Source organism: Acinetobacter sp. AR_0276, from assembly GCF_003000705.1.
Classification (GTDB): domain Bacteria; phylum Pseudomonadota; class Gammaproteobacteria; order Pseudomonadales; family Moraxellaceae; genus Acinetobacter; species Acinetobacter nosocomialis.
The window spans coordinates 3836323-3857558 of record NZ_PSQO01000004.1; the positions used below are offsets into that span (position 1 = coordinate 3836323).

The window sequence follows — 21236 nt, forward strand, 5'->3', positions numbered from 1 at the left end:
GGTAGTTCTTTTATATGTAAAGTATGACGAACTCATTTTTAAGGCTCTTGTCGAGGGGCCGAGTTCATATCGTGTCTCACTTTACTTATATTTTCATAAATAATTTTACGTAATCTGTTTATTGCACCTAAAGGTTTGTGCTCAGGTAAAGCATGCCACGGCGTAAAGGAGAGATTTTCACAAAATTGATTCTGTTCCGGTGTATCAAAGCTTTGCTTTGGAATACGAATAGTTGCAACCTGATAAAAAGGTGCTTCTGCTTCTTTCCATTCTGTCATTGCATCTTCAACTTGCATTTGGGTTGAAGTTCTTGGCTGTATAAGAAACTCCATACAAGCGTCTTGTTTTTGCAGCGTATCTTGTAGTGCAGCTCTTAAAAAATTATGGTTTGGATGGTCAGGTAGAGATGTAGACACCTTAGAACAATTTCTTACGGAGTACTTAACAGCTTGACGGTCATTATCTAATCCTAATTGATAGGGCACCATAGACCAGTAACGTACATATAATGGATTAGAAATTTTAGAATTATGCGCTCCTAAAGCATTGATTGTTCCTTTAAGCCCTAAAGCAAACGGAATATGAAGCTTTCTGAGAGTACTTTTGCTGTTAACATCCTGCATAAAAGAAAGATATCTTTGCCCATCATTTACGAAAAAGACAGGATGATTGATCATAATAAAATCTTGAGTTGTCGCTTCTTTTTCACTTTCTAAAATTTTCTGACCCGGTACGCCTAAGACTTTTATGGCTATGCCGCGAGCATCTTTTTCAATGTCTGCTTGAGATGCATCGTTAGATGCATTCGAAAATCGAATCCAGGCTTGATAGCTCTTATCAGGAACAAATATACCTTTTGCAAGTTGAGTTGGAATATTTTTAAGTACATGGAACTCGGCACGCACACATCCATGTGCTTTAGGATGTGCATCTCTTAAGGCTTTACCAGGTGCATACTCTTTACGTATTGATTCTTCAATAACGGTAGAGATTTCTTGAGCCAGTTTTTTTTCATTTGGTTGGAGCTTTTCATTTAAATATTCATCAGGGATTGGATAATTAGTTGTATAGGTAGAAGTAGAAATAGCAGAAGCTTTAGTATTTTTATAAAATATTGGATCACTACAGCCACTTAATAATGAAAGAACTGGAGTAAAAATAACGAGTAGTCTAAAGTGGCTTAAATGAGAAAAGTTTGGCATTCATTGCTCCTTATTGCAAAGTCCACTTTAGAATTAAAATAATATGTTAGCTTTACATTATTTTAATGATTCCAACCATTAGACCTCTTGCGAAAGTCGTTATTGCAAGTTCATCCGATTTACCAGTGCAGCGATTAAGTTAATGCGTAAACCGAATCTTTTCCGTCTATTTCGATAGCGTTCACTTAATATTCTAAATGTTTTCAATTGACTATTAATATGTTCGATCACAACTCGTATTTTTCCAATCATTTTATTGTACTTTTTCTCAACATCAAATAAGGGTAAATTCTTCTTTTTCTTTATTGGCATCAATAATTTAAAGCCATCTTGCTCTAATCCGTAGTACCCTAAATCGGTCATAACATATTTACAATGTTTGAATTTTTTAACCGTTCTTCTTGCCAATTTAATGTCATGCTGACTGCCATTCGATATATCTAGCCCTATGATTTGTTTGCTGTTCGGATGATAGATCACTTGTGCTTTTAGCGTATGTTTCTTCTTTTTACCACTGTAGAACTTACTCTGATTTTTTTTTCGGACGTTCTATTGAACATTCTGTCGCATCAATAATGACCCAGTTAAACTGTTCGTCTGCTGTGGTAATGCTTCGTTTTGGCAGAGTAAACCGTCTTGATTTCATCAATGCATCTTCAACCTTTTTAATGGTTCGATTCACATTACTTTCAGCGATATGGTAATTTGCAGCCAACTCCAATTGAGTGCTGTAATTCCGTAAGTAATTGAGTGTTAATAATAATTGATCCTCTATAGCTAAAGTATGAGGACGCCCAGATTTCTTTTTAAGTGATTCTACTTCTTTTAAAACTTCGATCATTTCACTAAAAACTGGTCGAGGTACACCAACCAAGCGCTGGAATTCAGAATCTGAAAAACGATTTAATTTCTGATATCTCATGAAATTTAGATTGAGGTGGTTTTTACTTTCGCAAGAGGTCTATTATCTACTGTTAATAGATTAGACTAAATTGTTACTAGACCTCTTGCGAAAGTCGTTATTGCAAGTTCATCCGATTTACCAGTGCAGCGATTAAGTTAATGCGTAAACCGAATCTTTTCCGTCTATTTCGATAGCGTTCACTTAATATTCTAAATGTTTTCAATTGACTATTAATATGTTCGATCACAACTCGTATTTTTCCAATCATTTTATTGTACTTTTTCTCAACATCAAATAAGGGTAAATTCTTCTTTTTCTTTATTGGCATCAATAATTTAAAGCCATCTTGCTCTAATCCGTAGTACCCTAAATCGGTCATAACATATTTACAATGTTTGAATTTTTTAACCGTTCTTCTTGCCAATTTAATGTCATGCTGACTGCCATTCGATATATCTAGCCCTATGATTTGTTTGCTGTTCGGATGATAGATCACTTGTGCTTTTAGCGTATGTTTCTTCTTTTTACCACTGTAGAACTTACTCTGATTTTTTTTTCGGACGTTCTATTGAACATTCTGTCGCATCAATAATGACCCAGTTAAACTGTTCGTCTGCTGTGGTAATGCTTCGTTTTGGCAGAGTAAACCGTCTTGATTTCATCAATGCATCTTCAACCTTTTTAATGGTTCGATTCACATTACTTTCAGCGATATGGTAATTTGCAGCCAACTCCAATTGAGTGCTGTAATTCCGTAAGTAATTGAGTGTTAATAATAATTGATCCTCTATAGCTAAAGTATGAGGACGCCCAGATTTCTTTTTAAGTGATTCTACTTCTTTTAAAACTTCGATCATTTCACTAAAAACTGGTCGAGGTACACCAACCAAGCGCTGGAATTCAGAATCTGAAAAACGATTTAATTTCTGATATCTCATGAAATTTAGATTGAGGTGGTTTTTACTTTCGCAAGAGGTCTACTTATCTGAACAATATAAATAAAATTATTATTTAATATAAAGCTTCTTAAAACTATTAAGAGCAATATGACATGATAAATAATTCAGAAAATGTACAAAATAATTCGACTGTTTCACCTCAACCCATTACTCAAAATATACTTATTGATAGGTTCAACCCAACTTATTGGAGAATAGATGGTCCACAAACCATGTCTTTTGCGATTACCAATTATGGCAACGGTTTTGAGGCGTCTTTCCGCTCACGCATGACTACAGACTTGGCTGGTATTAGTTGGGACTCTTACGACTCTAAAGACCATAAATTTTTAGCTTATGAAACTAAATATAGCTATTCAGGTGTGGTATGGGACTTTGATATTGAACTATCACCATCTATGCCAGTTCTAAATAATGAGTCGCTAACTCCAACTTTAACGGTTTATTATAACGACAATGGAGTAGATAAAATTGCATATATCGTCTTGTTCAACTATGCAAATACTCCATCTTCAAGGTCTGCCCATATTCATATCAACTGGGATACGGTCAAAGCAGGTTTTTCAGCTACAGACAGTTTTCCAGTTACCAATATTCAGCAAATTACATTTTCGGCTTTTACAAGTAGTTATAACCCACACTCATCATTGCCCTTAAGTCAGGCTGAAGATGGTTATATTCGCATTACTAATTCAGTCGTGACAGGTGCAAATGCAAAACTAAATCTAAGCCGAGTGGTTGTACCACAGCATAACTATGGCTTATGTACCAGCTATGACGATCATTACGACCTGAACCCGCAGCGTATAGTAGATAACATGGCTGCTTTGGGTTATCACGGTTTCATTAATCATTACTGTGGTATGTCACATTATCCTGAAATAATCTGGAGAAGTGATATTAATAGATTCCAGATTCCTGACACACTCGTTACAGGACAGGATGTTATTAACCCATGTACCCGTAAATGGCATGAGAAATATGCCCAAGCTCTGCATAATGCAAATATGCAACCCGTTTTTGGGGTAAGTTTTGAAATGTACTCGCTAGGCGCAAATGAATTTTGGGCACAGCGAGACTGGAATAGTAATTTGGGTAAAACAGGCTACCAGCCACCAAGTTATTTCTTCAGTTTAAGTGATCAAAATGCTTTGGCATATTTACATAAAGTTTTTTTTGAGTTTGCAGATACCATGGTGACGGGTGGGTGTGATGTCAACATGCAAATTGGTGAGCCTTGGTGGTGGTATAACACAGATACGAACTTACCATGTGTCTATGACTATCCAACCAAGTTAGCTTTTAATGCAGATACAGGTTTATATGCACCAGACTTAGGAACAATTTATGAGGCGATGAATAAAACAGGAACGCCGTATGATGAATTTAAAACATGGTTAAGAAATAAGTTAGGGCAGACCTGCCAAGATATTAGAACAGCAATTAAAACAAAATATGCAAATGCCCAAGTGTGCCCATTAATCTTTTTCCCATCTATTCGCTCACCAATACAAACCCTAGCAACTTATATTAATTATCCAAGTGAGCATTATTCATACCCTCATTTTGATTACATTATGACTGAAGCCTATGATTGGCTTTTAGAAGCGAAATTAGATTTAGCCCATCAAGCTGTTTCACAAATACCAACTCAAGATTTAGGCTATCCTGCCAGTAAAGTTGCTTATTTATCAGGGTTTGTACCAGATGCATCTATTGCTTATATCTATGGATTCGACAAAAACAAACCATATCGAACACCTATCTGGCAACGTATTTTTGGAGATATGCAAAATAATGTATCTCTAGGGCTTATGAAGCAATTTATCTGGGCATATCCACAAGTTATGTTTGACTCGATTACAATCGATACTACTCAAGCTCCAAATGGCTTCTTTGTTGAAAATACGCTCTATACACCTATTAGTGATAACACGCCATACCCACCGGATATTTACCTATAAGTAAAAATAAGCTGGTTACAAGATAATGATTTGATAAGAAACCTCTTCAAGTAAGGGGTTTTCTCGTTTTTTAAATGTAGGCTTGCTTAGACGTATGTGACTGGCTATGCTGTAATGGATTGCTATGAAAGCCAATTTTGATTTAAGCAAAATTAAGCTCTTGTATTAGCATTACATTATCTATTTTGCTCGACTATAAATACCGAATGATATAAAGGAAACCCAAAGATGAAATCTCGTGCAGCTGTCGCCTTTGCTCCAGGAAAACCTTTAGAAATTGTTGAAATTGATGTTGCACCACCCAAAGCGGGAGAGGTTTTAATCAAGATTACCCATACTGGAGTATGTCACACCGATGCATTTACCTTATCTGGCGATGATCCGGAAGGTGTTTTCCCGGCAATCTTAGGTCATGAAGGCGCGGGGGTAGTAATTGAAGTTGGTGAGGGGGTAACAAGCGTTCAGCCGGGTGATCATGTTATTCCGCTTTATACGGCAGAATGTAAAGAATGCTTATTTTGTAAATCTGGAAAAACCAATCTTTGTGTTGCTGTACGTGCAACTCAAGGTAAAGGCGTTATGCCAGATGGTACTACACGTTTTTCATATAAGGGCGAACCAATTTACCACTACATGGGCTGTTCAACCTTTAGTGAATATACGGTAGTAGCCGAAGTATCTTTAGCTAAGATTAATCCTGAGGCGAATCACGAGCAAGTATGTTTATTAGGTTGTGGGGTAACTACAGGTATTGGTGCCGTGCATAACACAGCGAAAGTACAAGAGGGCGACTCTGTTGCTGTATTTGGCTTAGGTGGTATCGGTTTAGCCGTTGTACAAGGAGCACGTCAAGCAAAAGCAGGGCGCATTATTGTCGTAGATACAAATCCAGATAAATTTGAGCTGGCAAAACAGTTTGGCGCTACAGATTTCTTAAATCCTAAAGATTATGACCAACCTATTCAGCAAGTCATTGTAGAAATGACAGGCTGGGGCGTAGATCATTCATTTGAATGTATTGGAAACGTCAATGTTATGCGCTCAGCTCTAGAGTGTGCACATCGTGGTTGGGGACAATCTGTCATTATTGGTGTAGCGGGTGCAGGCCAAGAAATTTCAACTCGTCCGTTCCAGTTAGTTACTGGCCGTAAATGGTTGGGTACAGCATTTGGTGGTGTGAAAGGGCGCTCACAACTTCCTAAAATGGTCGAAGATGCTATGAAAGGTGATATTCAACTTGAACCTTTTGTTACTCATACCATGCCTTTACAAGACATTAATACTGCTTTTGATTTAATGCATGAAGGTAAATCAATTCGTACTGTCATTCATTTTTAAAGGAAATAAAAAGGGCTATGATTTAGCCCTTTTTTACGCTTCATAGTTTTATATTTTAAATGGTATTACCACAAATATCAGTTGTATCTGGTGGGTAAATAAATTGAAGATCATCTCGATCAGTTATAAGTTCACTAGATAACTCTTGTCCAAATAATTGTTCAGAATATATTGCTATACCATTCATAATAGAAAAACGTATATTCGCAAGCGGAGCTGGCAAATTAGATTGATACCCCTGATCAACTCCATTTAAAATAAAGCCTACTTGCTTCGTGTTCTGATTAATATATATACCCAAGCGTTGGTATCCATTCATATTATTTGTCATATTTTGACTTTTGAAGTAAGGATGATCAGGTCCGCTATTATCACTAACTCGATATGCTAAAGAGTAATTTAAAGTTGGAGGATTCTCGCCAAAATCTGGGTCATAAGTCCCTGTATGAAACCCGTAGTTTGATCTAACGGTATATCCATTATTTGTTACGCCAGTAAAATCAATATTAGAGATATAAGAAGAGTTACCAACGGCTACAGTTGGAATTTTTAGTTCCATTTCAAAGGCAATAATGCCCTTATTAGGTATAGAGAAATCGCCAATATCATTAGTCGAGTTGAGACCTGCTTTACTTCTCGCTATATAATCTATATTGCCATATTCATTTTCTAGTATAGGATCTACTTTAAGGCTAAATTTTTGCCCACTTATTATTGGAAATATTTTCATAGGAAAATAATCAGGATGTTCATTATTCCATAGGTCATAATCTTCTTGAGTTGCATCAAAATGATATTGGCAGATTGGGGTAGAAGAATTAGGGGAATTCATTTGAGTCAAAAGGGGTTGAGATGCCAATTTTTCATTCTTTGTAGTTGATGAAATTCTTTTAGATGCGACTTTTTGGTTAGATTCATTACGTAATGCTGTATTGGTATTATCAGATGATACCTCATACATGGCCCAGCATAAGGTAATTGCACTAACAGCAACTATGCCTATTTTTTTCATAGATGTTCCTATAAAGTTAAGTAAATTCTTAGAAAGTATGGATAAAGAAAAAGTTATTATTAATTCTTAAATATTTGATATTGTTAAATTTAAAAACTATTGAATATGATTAATCATATTCAATAGTTACAGTTGCCATAGCACGAACTTTACCCGGTGTAACATTCGTTGCTGTTTGATAGTAGCGGGCAGTCATCGGTACGTTATATTGAAGTGTCTGGTTAGAAGACAATGTACCTAAAGCCAGCTTGTCACCTTTTTTGATAACCTGATTTTTATTTTGATAATTCCAAAGTAACTGAACGCCTACACCGTTTGCTTTTTCAGAAGCTGCAGCTGTATTCGCTAAAACCTGATTGTTTGTACCATCTTGAGTAAAGTCATAGGTCAAACTAATAAGATTTTTCTCTTCATAGCCAGTAGGGTTAATACCACCATTACATAGGATGTTCATATCAAAAGTTTGTTCACCTTGAGTTGAACCAACACCTTTAAAGCCAGCTTTAGTAACTGTTGGTAGTTGTACAACTTTATTGATATTACCTTGAATTTCACATGAAGAAGATGCAATGGTAATCGCATTGGCATTAACAGTACTTGTTAAGAAAGGCTTATCTGGAAAACCACGGATATAATAACTACTATATCTACCAGGAACTAAAGTCCCAGAACCTGTTTGTGAGGCAATTTTAATTATTTCCACAACAAAATAGCCATCTGCTAAGTAACGATTACCTGAGATTCCACCACGTTGATAAGGGTAATAACCAGAAAAATTGGTATTATTATCTGCTTCACGGTATAGGCGAATACCAATACCAGGAATATTGGTTGTATAGATGCTATTGCCTAAGGAGCTTAACGGATAAGCCTGTGTTAATTCCGCAACGGCAACATCGCGGCTATCACAATTATTTGCTTGTGTTCTAGTCCGGGTAATAGGAAAAGTCGCTTTTCTTAAAATCGCACCTACTTGATCACTAGGACGTACGACAACACGTCCCACCGCCATAAGAACATCATTTGCTTCATAATTGACTATATAGCATGCAGCATTAGCTTCACCATACACACCTAAGCCCGCGGTAAATAGAGCACCCGTTAATAATATTCTTTTCATTTGCAGACAGCCTCCGTCATTACCACGCTTTGTTGCTTGTTTTGCAACTGATTACCAACATTGTACTCAACCGAACAACGCTCATTGCTTTCGTCTCCCCATTTTACATACAGACGATCTTGAGCAAGTGGGGTACGTAAGTAAATCATACTACCTTGTGCAACAATACCTACAGCTTCGTCTTTTTGATTAAAGACTTGTGCTGCAAAAGGTAAGCTGTTGCCATCTGCAGTCTTACTATTAATATAAACTGCATAACCTGTCTTAGTCGCAAAATCTACTTTAGCAATTGCACCAGCAAACGGTGCAATACGTTGACTTGTTTCTTCAAGTTCTACTTTGCTAGACATTTCTTGAGGGTCAAGGGTAATGTCATTAAGACGGTATGGAGTAACATATGGAACTACGGCATAACCTGCTTTATTAATGCTTAGACCAACGGTATTACTTACTTTTGCGCCAGCTGCATCAGGTGCATGTACAAGTACCATTGTTTGACCTTGTTCAGGTCCAAATAACACACCTTTTGAGTGAGCAACGATACTACCGCTTAAGCTCACCATAGCTTGTTGATAAGAATCAGCCACACTATAAGAACCGCCAACAGTTGTATAGTTAGTACGATAACGACCATTTACGTTAAATGTTGGGTTTGCATAGTCCTGATGCGACATAGAAGCACCATAACTAAAGCGATCACCCACCATTCCACTTGCACCCACTGTACGACTATCTTCAGATGCAGTAATGTTGACATTAACTGAGTTCTTCTTGAAGTTCATTGGGAAAGACAATGTCATTAAGTATTCAGTATCACGTGATTGGTTACTTGCGCCGTATTCAACTTTACGATTGATCGCAGACAAACCATAAGTTAAGCCATGGTAATTATTGCTATAACCAATCTGATACTGTTTAGTTGTTTCACTACGGTTCCAATAATCGACCCATGAACCTACCATATAGAAGTTACCCCAACCCTCAGGGAGTCCTTGGTTCAAGGTAATCTGGAATTCACTACGTTGGCGACCCGCAGCGTAAGTATTGATACCTTTTTCTTCTAAATCACGAATAAGAAGGGCATCACGCAATTTATAGAAGTTTTCTGTTGAATAACGATAAGCTGCAAGTGTTAAGTTCGTATTGGTTGGTGAAATTAATTTACTGTAGCTTAAACGGAAACTTTGACCAGACTGCGAAGCTTGTTTTTCAAAGTCCGCCTCAGAATGCGTAACGTCAAATGCAACAGCACCAATAGGTGTTGCAAAAGCAGCACCCAGCAATAAAGCTGTATAATTTTCAGAAGCCTGAATTCCGGTATAACCCGTTAAATAGTTATTAATACCTTGTTGATATTTACCCTGAACCACCCAAGGATTAAGATCAATATCACGATCACGGAATTGACCTACAGTGAGTGAGTAACGGTTTACACCCGGACGTAACATCTGAACAACAGATGCATAAGGCACAGAAAATTTTTGTATTTCCCCATTCGCCTCAATAACGGTAACTTCAATCTCGCCACCAAATCCAGTAGGGTACAGGTCATTAATTTCGAAGTTACCCGGTGCTACCGTTGTTTGATAGATAAGTTGGCCTTGCTGACGTACTTCAATTTTTGCATTAGTTTTAGCATTACCACGAATACGTGGGGCATAACCAAGCATACTATTCGGCAGCATTCGATCGTCACTTGAGAAATCAATACCACGATAGCCATAAGAGTCAAATACTTCGCCGTTTGTAAAACTATCACCAAGTGTTAAAACACCACGATATTTCGGGAATGCTCGCTGTAAATAAGTACTTGTTTCTTCGTAACTTGACTTAGATTGATTTTCAGCAGGTGTATCTTGCCATTGCCACTGACCATTGTGACGTAGCTGCCAACCACCTAAATTTAGTCCGGCTGTGATACCCATAAACGCATTTGAGGTTTCACTTCTATCATTCGATTGAGTGAACGTTTTATAAGCACTACCGTTATAAGATAAAAAGCCTGCATTAATACCGCGATCCCATACGCTCGGATCGACATAACCTTGCGCATTTTTTTGTAATGCGACTTGAGGGATTGAAATATCGACACGTAAACGAGAGTTATCAAACTCGTAAAATGCATTTTCAACCCATTCTTCTATTTTGTAGCAACTATTATTTTCTTTTTGAAGGGGAGCATGCTTAGACAAAACCTCTTGTTTTACGCCGTATTCAAGAAGATTCATTCCTGTAAAGCAAGTGACCGCATTTTGTGTTGGGTCTACCGCCTTAAACACCATACGACGTTTACCAAACCATTGACCATTTACATATACGTCAACGTTATATTCGCCAGGTAAAACAGGGTTGCCATATTTAAAGCGAGAAATATCAACTTTTTTTGCATCGCCAATTAAGAAAGCAGAATCAAACTCAGCTTCGACAGGAGCACTCGCAGCTGTTTCTTCAGCGTGCACGAATACAGGCATTGTCATGGTAACAACACCGGAAGCCAAGTAATAACAAATATGGCGTTTTAATAATTTATAAGATTCTTGCCGTTTTTTTGGCATAGCTAAGTCCGCCTACTCACATAATAGGTGCTTAAAATTTATTAAAAAATATAAATCTGATTATTGAAGTTTTATTGAGTGTTCGACTCGGCCACCGTAGTCATTCACATTAATAAAACTCATATCCTGAAGATTGCCATTCTTAAGCTGAATGGATGCATCAGAAAAAGGCTTAACCATTAGCCCTTCAGGTAATAAATCTACTTTTTTATCGCCGACTTTCTGATAAACAGAAGTCATGGTGATATGAAAAGGTGTTGGATTTTTTACCGTTAAGTTTTGACCAGATTTAACCCATTGAAGCTTATCTGCCGCTAAGTTCGCATCATCTTTAATCGAAGCTGGACGATAGAAGAATTTAATACGTGAACGAATTGCTAATTGCAGAAAATTATCAGGTGTCGCATCTGAGCCCTTTGAGGTAGGTCTTGGAGGAATATCCAAAACATTTAACCATAAGACAGTTTCTTGCTTCTGATTTAACTGAGAAGCAGTGGGTAGAGCAGTAATACGAAAAGTCTGACTTTTTGTTGCTTCAACACGAGAAATTGGAGGAGCAATCATAAAAGGAACTTTTGATTGATCCGGAGTACTTTTTGGGTCGCCTTCATCAATCCAAGCTTGGACAAGTGCTGGTTTTGAACCGTTATTGCTAACTTGTAGCGTAACTTCTCGGGCATCTGATGGATAAATTACACGAGTGCCATGAATTACAATTTCTGCATGAGAGGCAGGTGCGGCTACCGCTGAAGCAAATGCCAAACCTAACAAAAAATTATAACTGTTCAATTTCATTTCAGGATTCTCAGCCAAGGAAGTTCGGGAAAGCGTTACACAAAATAGGGCTTCTATACGGATATAGAAACCCTATCATCCATCAATTATTGATAGATAATTGTGTATTGAACAGAAGTGTTGACTTTACCAGCAGTAGAAGCGCCAGTTGCATAGTATTCAGCATAGTAGTTAAGGTCTGCACTACCAGCTGCTGCAACGTCAACCCATTGAGAGTTTGCTTGAGCGCCATTTGCACCAGCAGCAAGAACTGGAATTACTTGGTTGTTGCTACCTAAAAGTTGAACGTTAACGTTTTTAGCACCAGTAGCGTCTTGGTTAAGTAAACGACCAGTATTGAAGTCAACCGTTGCACCTGGTTCGAAGTAAGTCGCAACTTTACCTTCTGAACAGTTAACTAATTTGATCTGGAAAGGAGTACGACCAGCAACGTTACCAGCAGCTGCTAAAGTTTGTTTAGAAACAGTTGGAAGAGTAACTGTGAAATCTTTACCAGCAGGTGTAACGATGTCACAAGTTTTGTCTGTAACTAAACCATTAATTGTAATTGTACCATCAGCAGCTTGAGCGTTCGCAATCCCTACAACTGAAAGAGCAGCGATCAAAGCAAGTTTTTTCATAGTGTTTTCTCAAAAAGTCTGGATAAAAGTTTAATCTGTTACTTTTCCAGAGGTTGACATCTTGAAAAGTAATGCGGCGATACTAACATTTTTTAAACAAAATGCAAACTAGATCACATATTTTTTAAAGAATAAGAAAAAATACCATGAATTTAGAGTAAACATGACAAATGCTCTTTTTGAGTTAAGATTTTGTTTTTAAATATGAAATATTTGATAGAAGTTCTATTAAGAATAATTGCAAAAGAAAAATACAATTAAAGAAAATTATTTTAAGAAAAATTTAATGAAGTAATTATATAGAACAATTTATCTTTATGCATGAAAAAACGTGAAAAATTTATCATTTATTAAGCAAATAAGAGCGAATTGTTAACTCTAGCTAAGTATTGCACTATAAAGTCAAAAATTCACTCTTATAAGGCCATTCATACTCAAGTAACCGTAAAGAGTTAAGACTGAGTTGATGTTGAAAGCTCGTTCATTTCAATGATAGTTAACAAGCACTACTTTTTTATTAGCACTTATAGTTTCAATACTCGTATCCATTTTTTCAGTATGTCGCGCTAAGTTGAATACATTATCTTTGTTTAAATATTGAGTATCAATAGTTGTATTCAAAGAATTGATTTGAGCGCATTCTTTTTCAATATTTACTGTAGAACAAGTATCTTCAACAATATTTCCTTTAATCATTATTGTGTTATTCGCATAACAAAATAGTGGGGAAGTGGAAAGTACCGCCAAAACTACAATTTTAAATATATTATTTTTCATTTTATATATACCTATTTATTAAATAGTTAATATAAGAGATACAATAATTTTTATTTAAAAACAATATGAAAATTCATTTTAATAAAAAAATAATAAATAACATGTGACGCATATCTCACTAATTATTTTATTTATATAAATAGTTATTGCTTTATAGCTATTTTGCTAAAAATGATAATAAAATCACATTTTAAACAAATAATGAATCTTAGTTTGTATAAAATTAAATTACTGATAATGAATGCTTTAATTTAAAATATTCTTATTTTTTTAAAAAAATTAAAAAACTCGATGATTTAAAAATTTATATTATTTAATAAAATAATATATTTTACTAAAAAACAATTATGTAATTAGATCTTTAACTCTAATTTGTGGTGATTTATATAAATTAAAATATAAAAGCTTTAAGTTAATAAGAACAATATTGAATACATTTTAAACAGTAAGTAGAGTTGTTTAGCACAATTAAATAAACTCTCATTGTATGAGGCAAGTTGTAACTTTGCTGAAATCTAGGTAATTTAATTTTAAATAAGTAGCATTTAGATATAAGAAAATTATTTTACAGTTGTAGAGAAGAAAGCTGCCTAAATTTGGTTATTCAATTAACAATTAAGTTTCATATCTGTAATTTAATTCAAATTTTGAATTTTTAGTTAAATCACAGTTTTGGCGTTAATGCACAATGAAGCTTAAAAAAGTAAAGAAATAATTTATAAAAATGCCATGCTTTCTAGGATGTAGTGCAATAGCTAAAATGGAGCGTGAAAGATAAGATATAATATTTTTATCAGACTTTAGCCAAAAATTTCATTGTTGGCTAAGCAAAGCACAGCACCAGTGTATAAAAATAAGGAGGATCAAAGACCTAGGTGTAAATTACACAACAGTTCGTATAATGTGATGCCTGATTATGTAACATAGCCGATTTGCCATACTTTCATAGCAAATCGGCGTTTTTTTACATAGTCGGCATTATGCGAACGCCAGAGCAGGGGAAAGGTTAGTAGTCGGGATCAACAAATACTACTAATCTGCTTTTTTTACTTCTTCGATATATTTTGTTACATCTTTCGCTGTTATCGAGCTTAAATGCTTATAAATCAAAGCATTAATAATATCCGCTTCCTCAATTCTTTCTTTCGTTTCGATAATGAAATCTAAAGATTTCTCTTTGATCGATTCTACGAATTCCCCACGAACTCTATATGTTTTTGATAAGTCTGACTTTTTCATTTCATTGTCCCAACAATGTTTAATGCAACAATATTATTGTGTCACACGTTGCAGTGTTGCGCGCAATTCTGTTATATTTCTGTCAAATAGTTGCATGTGATGCTGTTGCAATGGGTAAAGAAGAAGCTTTTGAGATCGTAGCTAAGATCGTCCACGACCGTGGCGTCGAGCTAATAGTGGGGGGCAATCCAGCTTTCGAGACTGAGTTTGTTCTTTTTTACATTGAGTCGACCATGCTTGCTTGGGGCTATAAGAATCCTAAAGTCGCAGCTTACTGTGACGCTATCAAAGCAGAGAATGACAATTTTAGAGCGATGGGGATTTGCTAATGGATAAGTATAAAAAACAACCAATCCCCACTGTATTATCGGGGGGAATGAAAAAAGCGGCAGTTGTAACCCCCATTAATAAGATGGGGGTAAAGGTATCTGATACACAACCTCAAGACGCCGATCTCCCGTTCCAAGAGCATTCGCTATATACCATTCCTCGGACTCACATGATCATGACGAATGATGGTGTGAAGCACATCGAGTACAGAATGCCTGCTGACAATGAAATTGCTGTGATTGACTGGGTCAATTTCACATTTGGTATCGAGACTGTTGGCGATAGATTCTGGCAAGAAGACGAATTTATTCTTGAATCACATCGTATTACTGCTGCTGTAGAAGCTCTTGAAGCCGACTTAGAGCATATCTTTGGCTTTACAACGACTTTATGTCGTAAGAAAGGCCTTAATTTCTATGATGAAAGTTATGTTTTAGGCGAAGATTTTGGCTTTTTATGTATTGGTGGTCAGCGTAATACGATTCTAATTATGATCAATGGCCGTGGTTGTAATTTCGCTAAAAGCGGTTGGGAATTAAGACTTTATCACTTCTTAGTTACCAAAGCGAAAAGAGCGAAATTAACCCGTGTAGACATTGCACACGATGATTTTGAAGGTAAACATGTCAGTGTAGATTGGGGCAATATGCAAGATGGGTTAGGGGGTTTTCAGCTCGGTAACCGTGCTCCAAACATTGAACATAAAGGCAATTGGCGCAGACCAAATGGTAAAGGTCGTACTTTATGTATCGGTAGCCGTGATTCTGGTAAGTATCTGAGATTGTACGAAAAAGGTCGTGCCGAAGGTGATCCTGATGATAATTGGCAACGTGCTGAGGTTGAATTTAAAGCAATTGATCGTGTCTTACCGTTTGACATGTTACTTGCTCCTAGCGAATTTTTTATTGCTGCTTATCCATGTTTCCGTGATTTAGCTAAACATTTACAGCCTGAACGCATTGAAACTATTAGTAAAACAGCTCAAATCAATTTCCAGACTGCTATTGATAATCTCAAGCACCAGTATGGCAAATATATCAACGTCTTTAAGGACGTATTCGAACCTGAAGAACTCATTAATTTAATTTGTTGCTCTGATCCGCTTGCATATCCCAAGCGACTTGATCATGTGCTTCTAACTGCTCGGAGAATGTAATGCATACATCTAAAGTAAAAATTTTAGGCGCTAAAGCTGTTGATTTTAAACCGACTGACGGCTCAGGTCGTCATTACGATCATGTTGCGCTTTATTGCCAAGTTCCAATGGATTTGTCACAAGGTACAGCTATTGGTAATGGTTGTGAGACTTTCAACTGGCAGGATTCTTCAAACATTGCGTTACTGCGTAAGTTTAAGCAATCAGACTTTCCAATCGAAGCTGATATTACTTTCGATATGGTTACATCAGGCAAAGGCGTTAAATATGTTGTAGTAGATGTACAGCTACCAACACCGCCAAACAAACCAGCTATTTAAAACTAAAAAAGCCTTTGAAATCAAAGGCTTACTTTAAAACAATACGATTGTTCGTATAATGTATAATATGTTAAAAATCAATAACTTATATTAAATATTGGGGATATTATGAGCTGTTTGATTTACATTTGTCAAGAATGTGGAAACACCTATTTTTATGAAGGGGTGTACATGGCTCATATCTCTAATTGTAAAGGCTAAAGGATTCTGACGATGGTAGTTGACGATTGCTCAGTTACAACTGTGATTGACGGCATAAATTACTGCATCGTCGTCTTGCATCAACAGTCTTGGATGGATGAATTAAACAATTTACCGCCTGAAAAGGTGGCAGCGTTAATCTCCGCTACGGCTTTGATATGGTACGTCGCTTCTGCGATTCGTACTAATTTAAAACTACTTGGCTCTAACGATATGGAGGTATAGCCATGCAAACTAAAAACACTACTCAACAACCAGTTAAAAAACCTAATACAGCAGTTCGCTATGCACTTGCTACTACAGGCGTAACACTTGTAACTATGTCAAATGCTTTTGCGGACACAGGTTCTACATCTATCGACTTAACCGTTGGTCTTGCGGGTGTTGCTGTAATTGGGGGCCTAATGGCTTCTGGTACGCTTAAAGCATTACCAACTTATGTAGCTTGGGGAATTCGTAAAGCCTTATCTATGTTGGGCTAACGAATAACATAAAAAAGGCGGATAGGAGCGCACGACCGTACGCACCGCATCCGCCTTTTTTAATGGAGTAAATGAAATGACATTCTATTTCATCTTTGTAGTTCTAGCAGCGTTTTGGATTGTATTGTCTGGGGATTAGTATGCTCATTCGTTTATTACTGATTTGTCTTGCTTTATTTAGTGTTGAGGCGCGTGCAACCGATGAGGGTGATTGGTGGTTACAACGTGAAATTAAGCTACAGCAAAATCGTGAGGATTATGCAAAACGAGTTTATGGTCGTTCTGCTCGTTCATTTGTTGAAACTGACCCAGTAACAGCTAAGAGTAAAACAGTTACTAAAATTGCTATTGCTGAAGCAACTCCAACAGCTAGCCGAGTCGGTTCTACAATGCTACAACGTGTGGCTTTCTATGCAAGAAATCCAGGCGTGCAGATGGTTGGGGTTTATGCTGTTACACAGCTACTTGAAGCTATCGGTTGGGTCATGGATGAAGGTTCAAAATCATATATGAAATATAAGCCGACTAATCAAGTATGTCAGACTCTAGTTTATGCAATGAATGGCGGTAAAAATAATACATCTGCTTGTACTGTCCGTGATTCTTGTTTACTTGAAGTTGAGTATTTAAAAAAACAATTTCCTGCACGTAATTATGCTTTTAAATCTTCTACTGAGAACCCTAGAAATTGTACTTTTACTTGGGTTGATGGTACAGGAGCTATAAAAACAGGAAGTTCTTCATTTACTCCTTATACAAATCCTGATTACAACCCCAATGCCCCAAAACAAAAGATTCCTTTAACACCTGAACTTTTGGGTGCTGCAATGATGGGTGAAGGATATGACGACCCAGTTGAACCGGCTCGATATAATCCAATTGCAAATAAAGGTCAGATGGACCCGTCTGTAGCTAATGCTTATGAACATGACCCAACCGGTATTGGCGATGATTTAGCAAAGGAAATGGATGACAAGATTAAAAATGCTCCGCCTACTTCAGATGGACAGCCTGCACCGTTTGGCGACTCTCGATATAAAAATGCTCCTACAACTGATAAACCAAATGCTAATGACCGCTCATGGCGTGATGATGGTGCTAAGGCAGATGGTAAAGCAGAACCTATCAAGGACCCTGATGGTAATCCTACAGGTGGACAATCCATTTCTTTTACATTTCCTGTTTTTTGTGAATGGGCTTTTACGGTCTGTAAATGGTATGACGATTGGAAAAAAACAGATGAGTGGATGAAGGATAAACCAGAATTAAAAGATGAAAAATTAGAAGTAGAAAACGAAGATATTGAAACATATCACCGTCAAGACATGGTTGTTTTTGGTAAAACATGTCCTTTCTCACCTGAGCGTGTCTCTATTCCAATGGGTTTAATTGGTTCTATTGATTTTGATAAAGATTTAACTTTTTTCTGTACTTATGGAGAGCAAGCTGCGCCCTATATACAGGGGCTTGGTTATTTGGGAAGTCTTATTTTTTTAATGCTTGGTTTGAGGAATGGAAATGCTTAAATCTTTGCAATTTTTTTTAGTTGATTTATCAAAAAATCATGGGCTTAGGTTATTTGGTAAGCCGTATTTTTTAATGCTTGGATTGAGGAACGGTAATGCTTAAGTTTCTTGCAATTCTCGGTGAATGGCTTCTTAAAAATTCAGTACAAAAGGTTATTGCTGGCGCTGGTTTATCAGTTGTTAGTTATGTCGGAATTTTGGTTGCTGTACGTGCTGCATTCAATTCAATGATTGGTGATCTTAATTCTATTCCTTCAATGCTTTTACAGATGATGGGCATTTGTCGAATTGACCATTTTATTAGCTCTTTTGTTTCAGTAGCTCTATTTCTGCTGACACTTAATTCAGGCAAATTAATGATTAGGAAGAAACAATAATGTTTGATCAAAAACAAGCAGGTGGAACACTTCGTTTAACCTGTGGCGCCTTTGGCGCAGGTAAAACCTATCTTACTGTTAAAGATGCTGTAGCTGCTTATAAAAGCGGTATTTATAAAAACATTTATTCTAATGTTCGGGGGCATGCTGAGCTATGTGATTACATTCAACCTTTGCCTGATGATTGGCGTGAGTGTGAGCATTACAGTCTGATTATTATTGATGAAGTACAGACACATGAGAAGTTTTCAAAACACTTTTCTAGTCGTCGAGATTCTGAGATTGTTGATATAACCATGGTGCGTCATAACCACTGTGATATTTGGATGACCTCGCCAGATCCTGCGCTCTTAAATGCGGATGTACGTAAATTAGTGAATCAGTATATTTACTGTGAGGCTAACGGTAGTAAAACTTCAAAGGCTTACTGTTTTACGAAGGTTCAGAATTCGATTACTAAGTCTGTTAAGGTTCAGGCTTATGATGAATATACATACTCAATCGAGGAGAAGTATTACAAGCTGTATACGTCTACGAAGGACGGTAATTCCTCTGGTCGAGCATATCATCGCAACATTAAGTTAATGGGCTTTATTGGTGGTATGGCTATTATTGTGGCCATTATTGCGGGGCTTTCTTGGTATCTTATGAAAGGTACAAAAGAGGATGCTAAGAAGTTTACAACTGCTGTTGAAAAGAATGCACCTAAAAAAGAAGCTGATCCTGTTAAAGATGTTACTAATCAGGTCAAACTGAGTGATGAGGATTGCCGTAAGGGTGTAAATGTTGATAAGCCAGAGTGTAAAGAATATTTCAATCGACTAACCAAAAATGGCGAATCTGTAGGCTCTACGACACAGCAAGTCAGCTATGATCCATCTAAGCCTTTTGAGTCTGCCGATAAGATTCAAGAAACGGTTACTTATCAAGTTACGGCTAAGCCTGTTTTGTCTGGTTGTATGACAGATCGTCACGGTAAACTAGTTGGTTATACTCAACAAGGTACAATTGTTCATGATCTTAATCCGTCTGATTGCAAACGGATTATTAAGGGTGATCGTCCATTTAATTATTTTGCTCAAAACCAATACCAACAAACTACACAGCAATATACTAGTACTCAAGTATCTAATGTTGTTGAGCCTGTGCAGGCTAATAACCAAGTACAGCAAAATTTACAACGTTCTAGTGTGAACGGGGCTAATGCACAAAGTTCTTTTTCTTTTTGATTATTAACTAAATTTTTGTTGTATTATTAAGGAACAAATTGGGGGGAAATAAAAATGCATAAAGTTGATTACATTGAGTTATTTTTAATCTTGTTAAACGTTTTTGTTTTTTGTGGTTATATTTGGTACAACTACATTCGTACCGCTTTTTTAAAAGATAGTGACCTGTAAATTCATTATTTTGAAAACAACAAATATTTCTAAAAATGGGATTCAAAATAGTCTAGCGTCTTAATAAATGGGAGCGCTGAGCGACCTAGCTAGCTTATTTGGTTGAATCCAAGATCGTTCTTATTTTAGCAATACATGGTCTTTGATAAGTGATTATGAGCTCGAATTTTTAGCTTAACTAGCGAAGTCTGTTAAGTTAAAAATTGAGCATTAAGGGGCATATGATTCACAATAAACAACGGATTTTTGAGCATCTTGAAAACAAAGCTCAGCAGGTAATTGATTCTTCTTTGACTCCTTTCGAATGTCTCAAACATATGAATGAACTTTCAGGAGCAATTGATATTTTAGTTAAATGCCATATCTTTGATGAAAAACAAGATATTGATAAAGCTTTTGATATTCTTGAACAAGTTACTACATTTGCTCAAGATTCATTTACAGAAGTTGATTAGGTGGGCAATATGGATTTTTTGAATAATATTACAATTATCGATGTGTTAGTCGTTGTGGGATTTGCGATTGCATATCCTCTTTATTGGTTCTTGGCACATAAACTTATGAATGAAATTTTTGGGGACTGAGAGTTCGCATAATGTGATGCCTGATTATGTAACATAGCCGATTTGCCATACTTTCATAGCAAATCGGCGTTTTTTTACATAGTCGGCATTATGCGAACGCCAGAGCAGGGGAAAGGTTAGTAGTCGGGATCAACAAATACTACTAATCTGCTTTTTTTACTTCTTCGATATATTTTGTTACATCTTTCGCTGTTATCGAGCTTAAATGCTTATAAATCAAAGCATTAATAATATCCGCTTCCTCAATTCTTTCTTTCGTTTCGATAATGAAATCTAAAGATTTCTCTTTGATCGATTCTACGAATTCCCCACGAACTCTATATGTTTTTGATAAGTCTGACTTTTTCATTTCATTGTCCCAACAATGTTTAATGC

21 protein-coding genes are annotated in these 21236 nt (G+C 36.5%); 10 read left to right on the top strand and 11 right to left on the bottom strand.

Annotated elements, in window-relative coordinates; genetic code table 11:
* Positions 1-38: 38 nt before the first annotated feature.
* The 3 genes from CSB87_RS19335 to CSB87_RS19345 form a co-directional block, all read right to left on the bottom strand.
* Positions 39-1202 (bottom strand): catalase family protein, encoded by a 1164-nt coding sequence (locus CSB87_RS19335; RefSeq protein WP_004887221.1) that lies wholly within the window; start codon positions 1200-1202, stop codon positions 39-41.
* Positions 1203-1301: 99 nt separating this feature from the next.
* A protein-coding gene (locus CSB87_RS19340; protein WP_076611894.1) for an IS5-like element ISAba27 family transposase occupies positions 1302-2124 on the bottom strand; the annotation gives its coding sequence in 2 pieces (ribosomal slippage) (positions 1302-1742 and positions 1744-2124; 822 coding nt in all).
* 97 nt (positions 2125-2221) lie between these two features.
* Positions 2222-3044 (bottom strand): IS5-like element ISAba27 family transposase gene (locus CSB87_RS19345; protein WP_076611894.1). Its coding sequence is split into 2 segments (ribosomal slippage): positions 2222-2662 and positions 2664-3044, totalling 822 coding nucleotides; the frame shifts between segments, so codons are not numbered across the junction.
* A gap of 113 nt (positions 3045-3157) precedes the next feature.
* Between CSB87_RS19345 and CSB87_RS19350 the strand changes: the two genes are divergently transcribed.
* Both CSB87_RS19350 and CSB87_RS19355 read left to right on the top strand, forming a co-directional pair.
* Complete coding sequence (locus tag CSB87_RS19350) at positions 3158-5029, top strand: hypothetical protein (RefSeq protein ID WP_031952546.1); 1872 nt, start codon at positions 3158-3160, stop codon at positions 5027-5029.
* Between the two features lie 228 nt (positions 5030-5257).
* Positions 5258-6367: an S-(hydroxymethyl)glutathione dehydrogenase/class III alcohol dehydrogenase gene (locus CSB87_RS19355; RefSeq protein ID WP_004887215.1), complete on the top strand. Its 1110-nt coding sequence runs from the start codon at positions 5258-5260 to the stop codon at positions 6365-6367.
* Between the two features lie 55 nt (positions 6368-6422).
* Here CSB87_RS19355 and CSB87_RS19360 read toward each other — a convergent pair whose 3' ends face one another.
* From CSB87_RS19360 to CSB87_RS19390, 7 genes are all read right to left on the bottom strand, one after another.
* Positions 6423-7379: a DUF4882 domain-containing protein gene (locus CSB87_RS19360; RefSeq protein WP_004887213.1), complete on the bottom strand. Its 957-nt coding sequence runs from the start codon at positions 7377-7379 to the stop codon at positions 6423-6425.
* A 109-nt stretch (positions 7380-7488) separates the two neighbouring features.
* Complete coding sequence (locus tag CSB87_RS19365) at positions 7489-8499, bottom strand: fimbrial protein (RefSeq protein WP_002049906.1); 1011 nt, start codon at positions 8497-8499, stop codon at positions 7489-7491.
* The gene (locus CSB87_RS19370; RefSeq protein WP_004887210.1) at positions 8496-11054 is read right to left on the bottom strand and encodes a fimbria/pilus outer membrane usher protein; all 2559 of its coding nucleotides are present in this window, start codon (positions 11052-11054) and stop codon (positions 8496-8498) included. Before CSB87_RS19370 ends, CSB87_RS19365 begins: the two co-directional genes overlap by 4 nt.
* Before the next feature lie 60 nt (positions 11055-11114).
* The gene (locus tag CSB87_RS19375) at positions 11115-11849 is read right to left on the bottom strand and encodes a molecular chaperone (RefSeq protein WP_000774082.1); all 735 of its coding nucleotides are present in this window, start codon (positions 11847-11849) and stop codon (positions 11115-11117) included.
* An 86-nt stretch (positions 11850-11935) separates the two neighbouring features.
* Positions 11936-12469 (bottom strand): fimbrial protein, encoded by a 534-nt coding sequence (locus CSB87_RS19380; protein WP_106105133.1) that lies wholly within the window; start codon positions 12467-12469, stop codon positions 11936-11938.
* 486 nt (positions 12470-12955) lie between these two features.
* The gene (locus tag CSB87_RS19385; protein ID WP_004887207.1) at positions 12956-13246 is read right to left on the bottom strand and encodes a hypothetical protein; all 291 of its coding nucleotides are present in this window, start codon (positions 13244-13246) and stop codon (positions 12956-12958) included.
* 1032 nt (positions 13247-14278) lie between these two features.
* Positions 14279-14485 carry a hypothetical protein gene (locus tag CSB87_RS19390; protein ID WP_032051889.1) on the bottom strand — a complete coding sequence of 69 codons (207 nt, stop codon included), beginning with the start codon at positions 14483-14485 and terminating at the stop codon, positions 14279-14281.
* Between the two features lie 110 nt (positions 14486-14595).
* On the opposite strand from CSB87_RS19390, the gene CSB87_RS19395 reads away from it, so the two are divergent.
* From CSB87_RS19395 to CSB87_RS19435, 8 genes are all read left to right on the top strand, one after another.
* Entirely contained in the window at positions 14596-14814 is a 219-nt protein-coding gene (locus CSB87_RS19395; RefSeq protein WP_032051890.1) for a hypothetical protein, read from the top strand.
* Positions 14814-15971 (top strand): replication initiation factor domain-containing protein, encoded by a 1158-nt coding sequence (locus tag CSB87_RS19400; RefSeq protein WP_106105134.1) that lies wholly within the window; start codon positions 14814-14816, stop codon positions 15969-15971. Before CSB87_RS19395 ends, CSB87_RS19400 begins: the two co-directional genes overlap by 1 nt.
* Complete coding sequence (locus CSB87_RS19405) at positions 15971-16291, top strand: hypothetical protein (protein WP_106105135.1); 321 nt, start codon at positions 15971-15973, stop codon at positions 16289-16291. The genes CSB87_RS19400 and CSB87_RS19405 overlap by 1 nt, the downstream gene beginning before the upstream one ends.
* A gap of 428 nt (positions 16292-16719) precedes the next feature.
* Entirely contained in the window at positions 16720-16974 is a 255-nt protein-coding gene (locus tag CSB87_RS19415) for a hypothetical protein (RefSeq protein WP_106105136.1), read from the top strand.
* A gap of 140 nt (positions 16975-17114) precedes the next feature.
* Positions 17115-18500, top strand: a complete 1386-nt coding sequence (locus CSB87_RS19420) for a hypothetical protein (RefSeq protein WP_106105137.1) — start codon at positions 17115-17117, stop codon at positions 18498-18500.
* Between the two features lie 95 nt (positions 18501-18595).
* Positions 18596-18877 carry a DUF2523 family protein gene (locus tag CSB87_RS19425; RefSeq protein WP_031953744.1) on the top strand — a complete coding sequence of 94 codons (282 nt, stop codon included), beginning with the start codon at positions 18596-18598 and terminating at the stop codon, positions 18875-18877.
* On the top strand, positions 18877-20106 hold the full coding sequence (locus CSB87_RS19430) for a zonular occludens toxin domain-containing protein (protein WP_106105138.1): 1230 nt from the start codon (positions 18877-18879) through the stop codon (positions 20104-20106). The genes CSB87_RS19425 and CSB87_RS19430 overlap by 1 nt, the downstream gene beginning before the upstream one ends.
* Positions 20107-20498: 392 nt before the next feature.
* Positions 20499-20732, top strand: a complete 234-nt coding sequence (locus CSB87_RS19435; RefSeq protein WP_106105139.1) for a hypothetical protein — start codon at positions 20499-20501, stop codon at positions 20730-20732.
* Between the two features lie 271 nt (positions 20733-21003).
* On the opposite strand, the gene CSB87_RS19440 is transcribed toward CSB87_RS19435, so the two are convergent.
* Positions 21004-21210 carry a hypothetical protein gene (locus tag CSB87_RS19440; protein WP_032051889.1) on the bottom strand — a complete coding sequence of 69 codons (207 nt, stop codon included), beginning with the start codon at positions 21208-21210 and terminating at the stop codon, positions 21004-21006.
* Between the last annotated feature and the right edge of the window lie 26 nt (positions 21211-21236).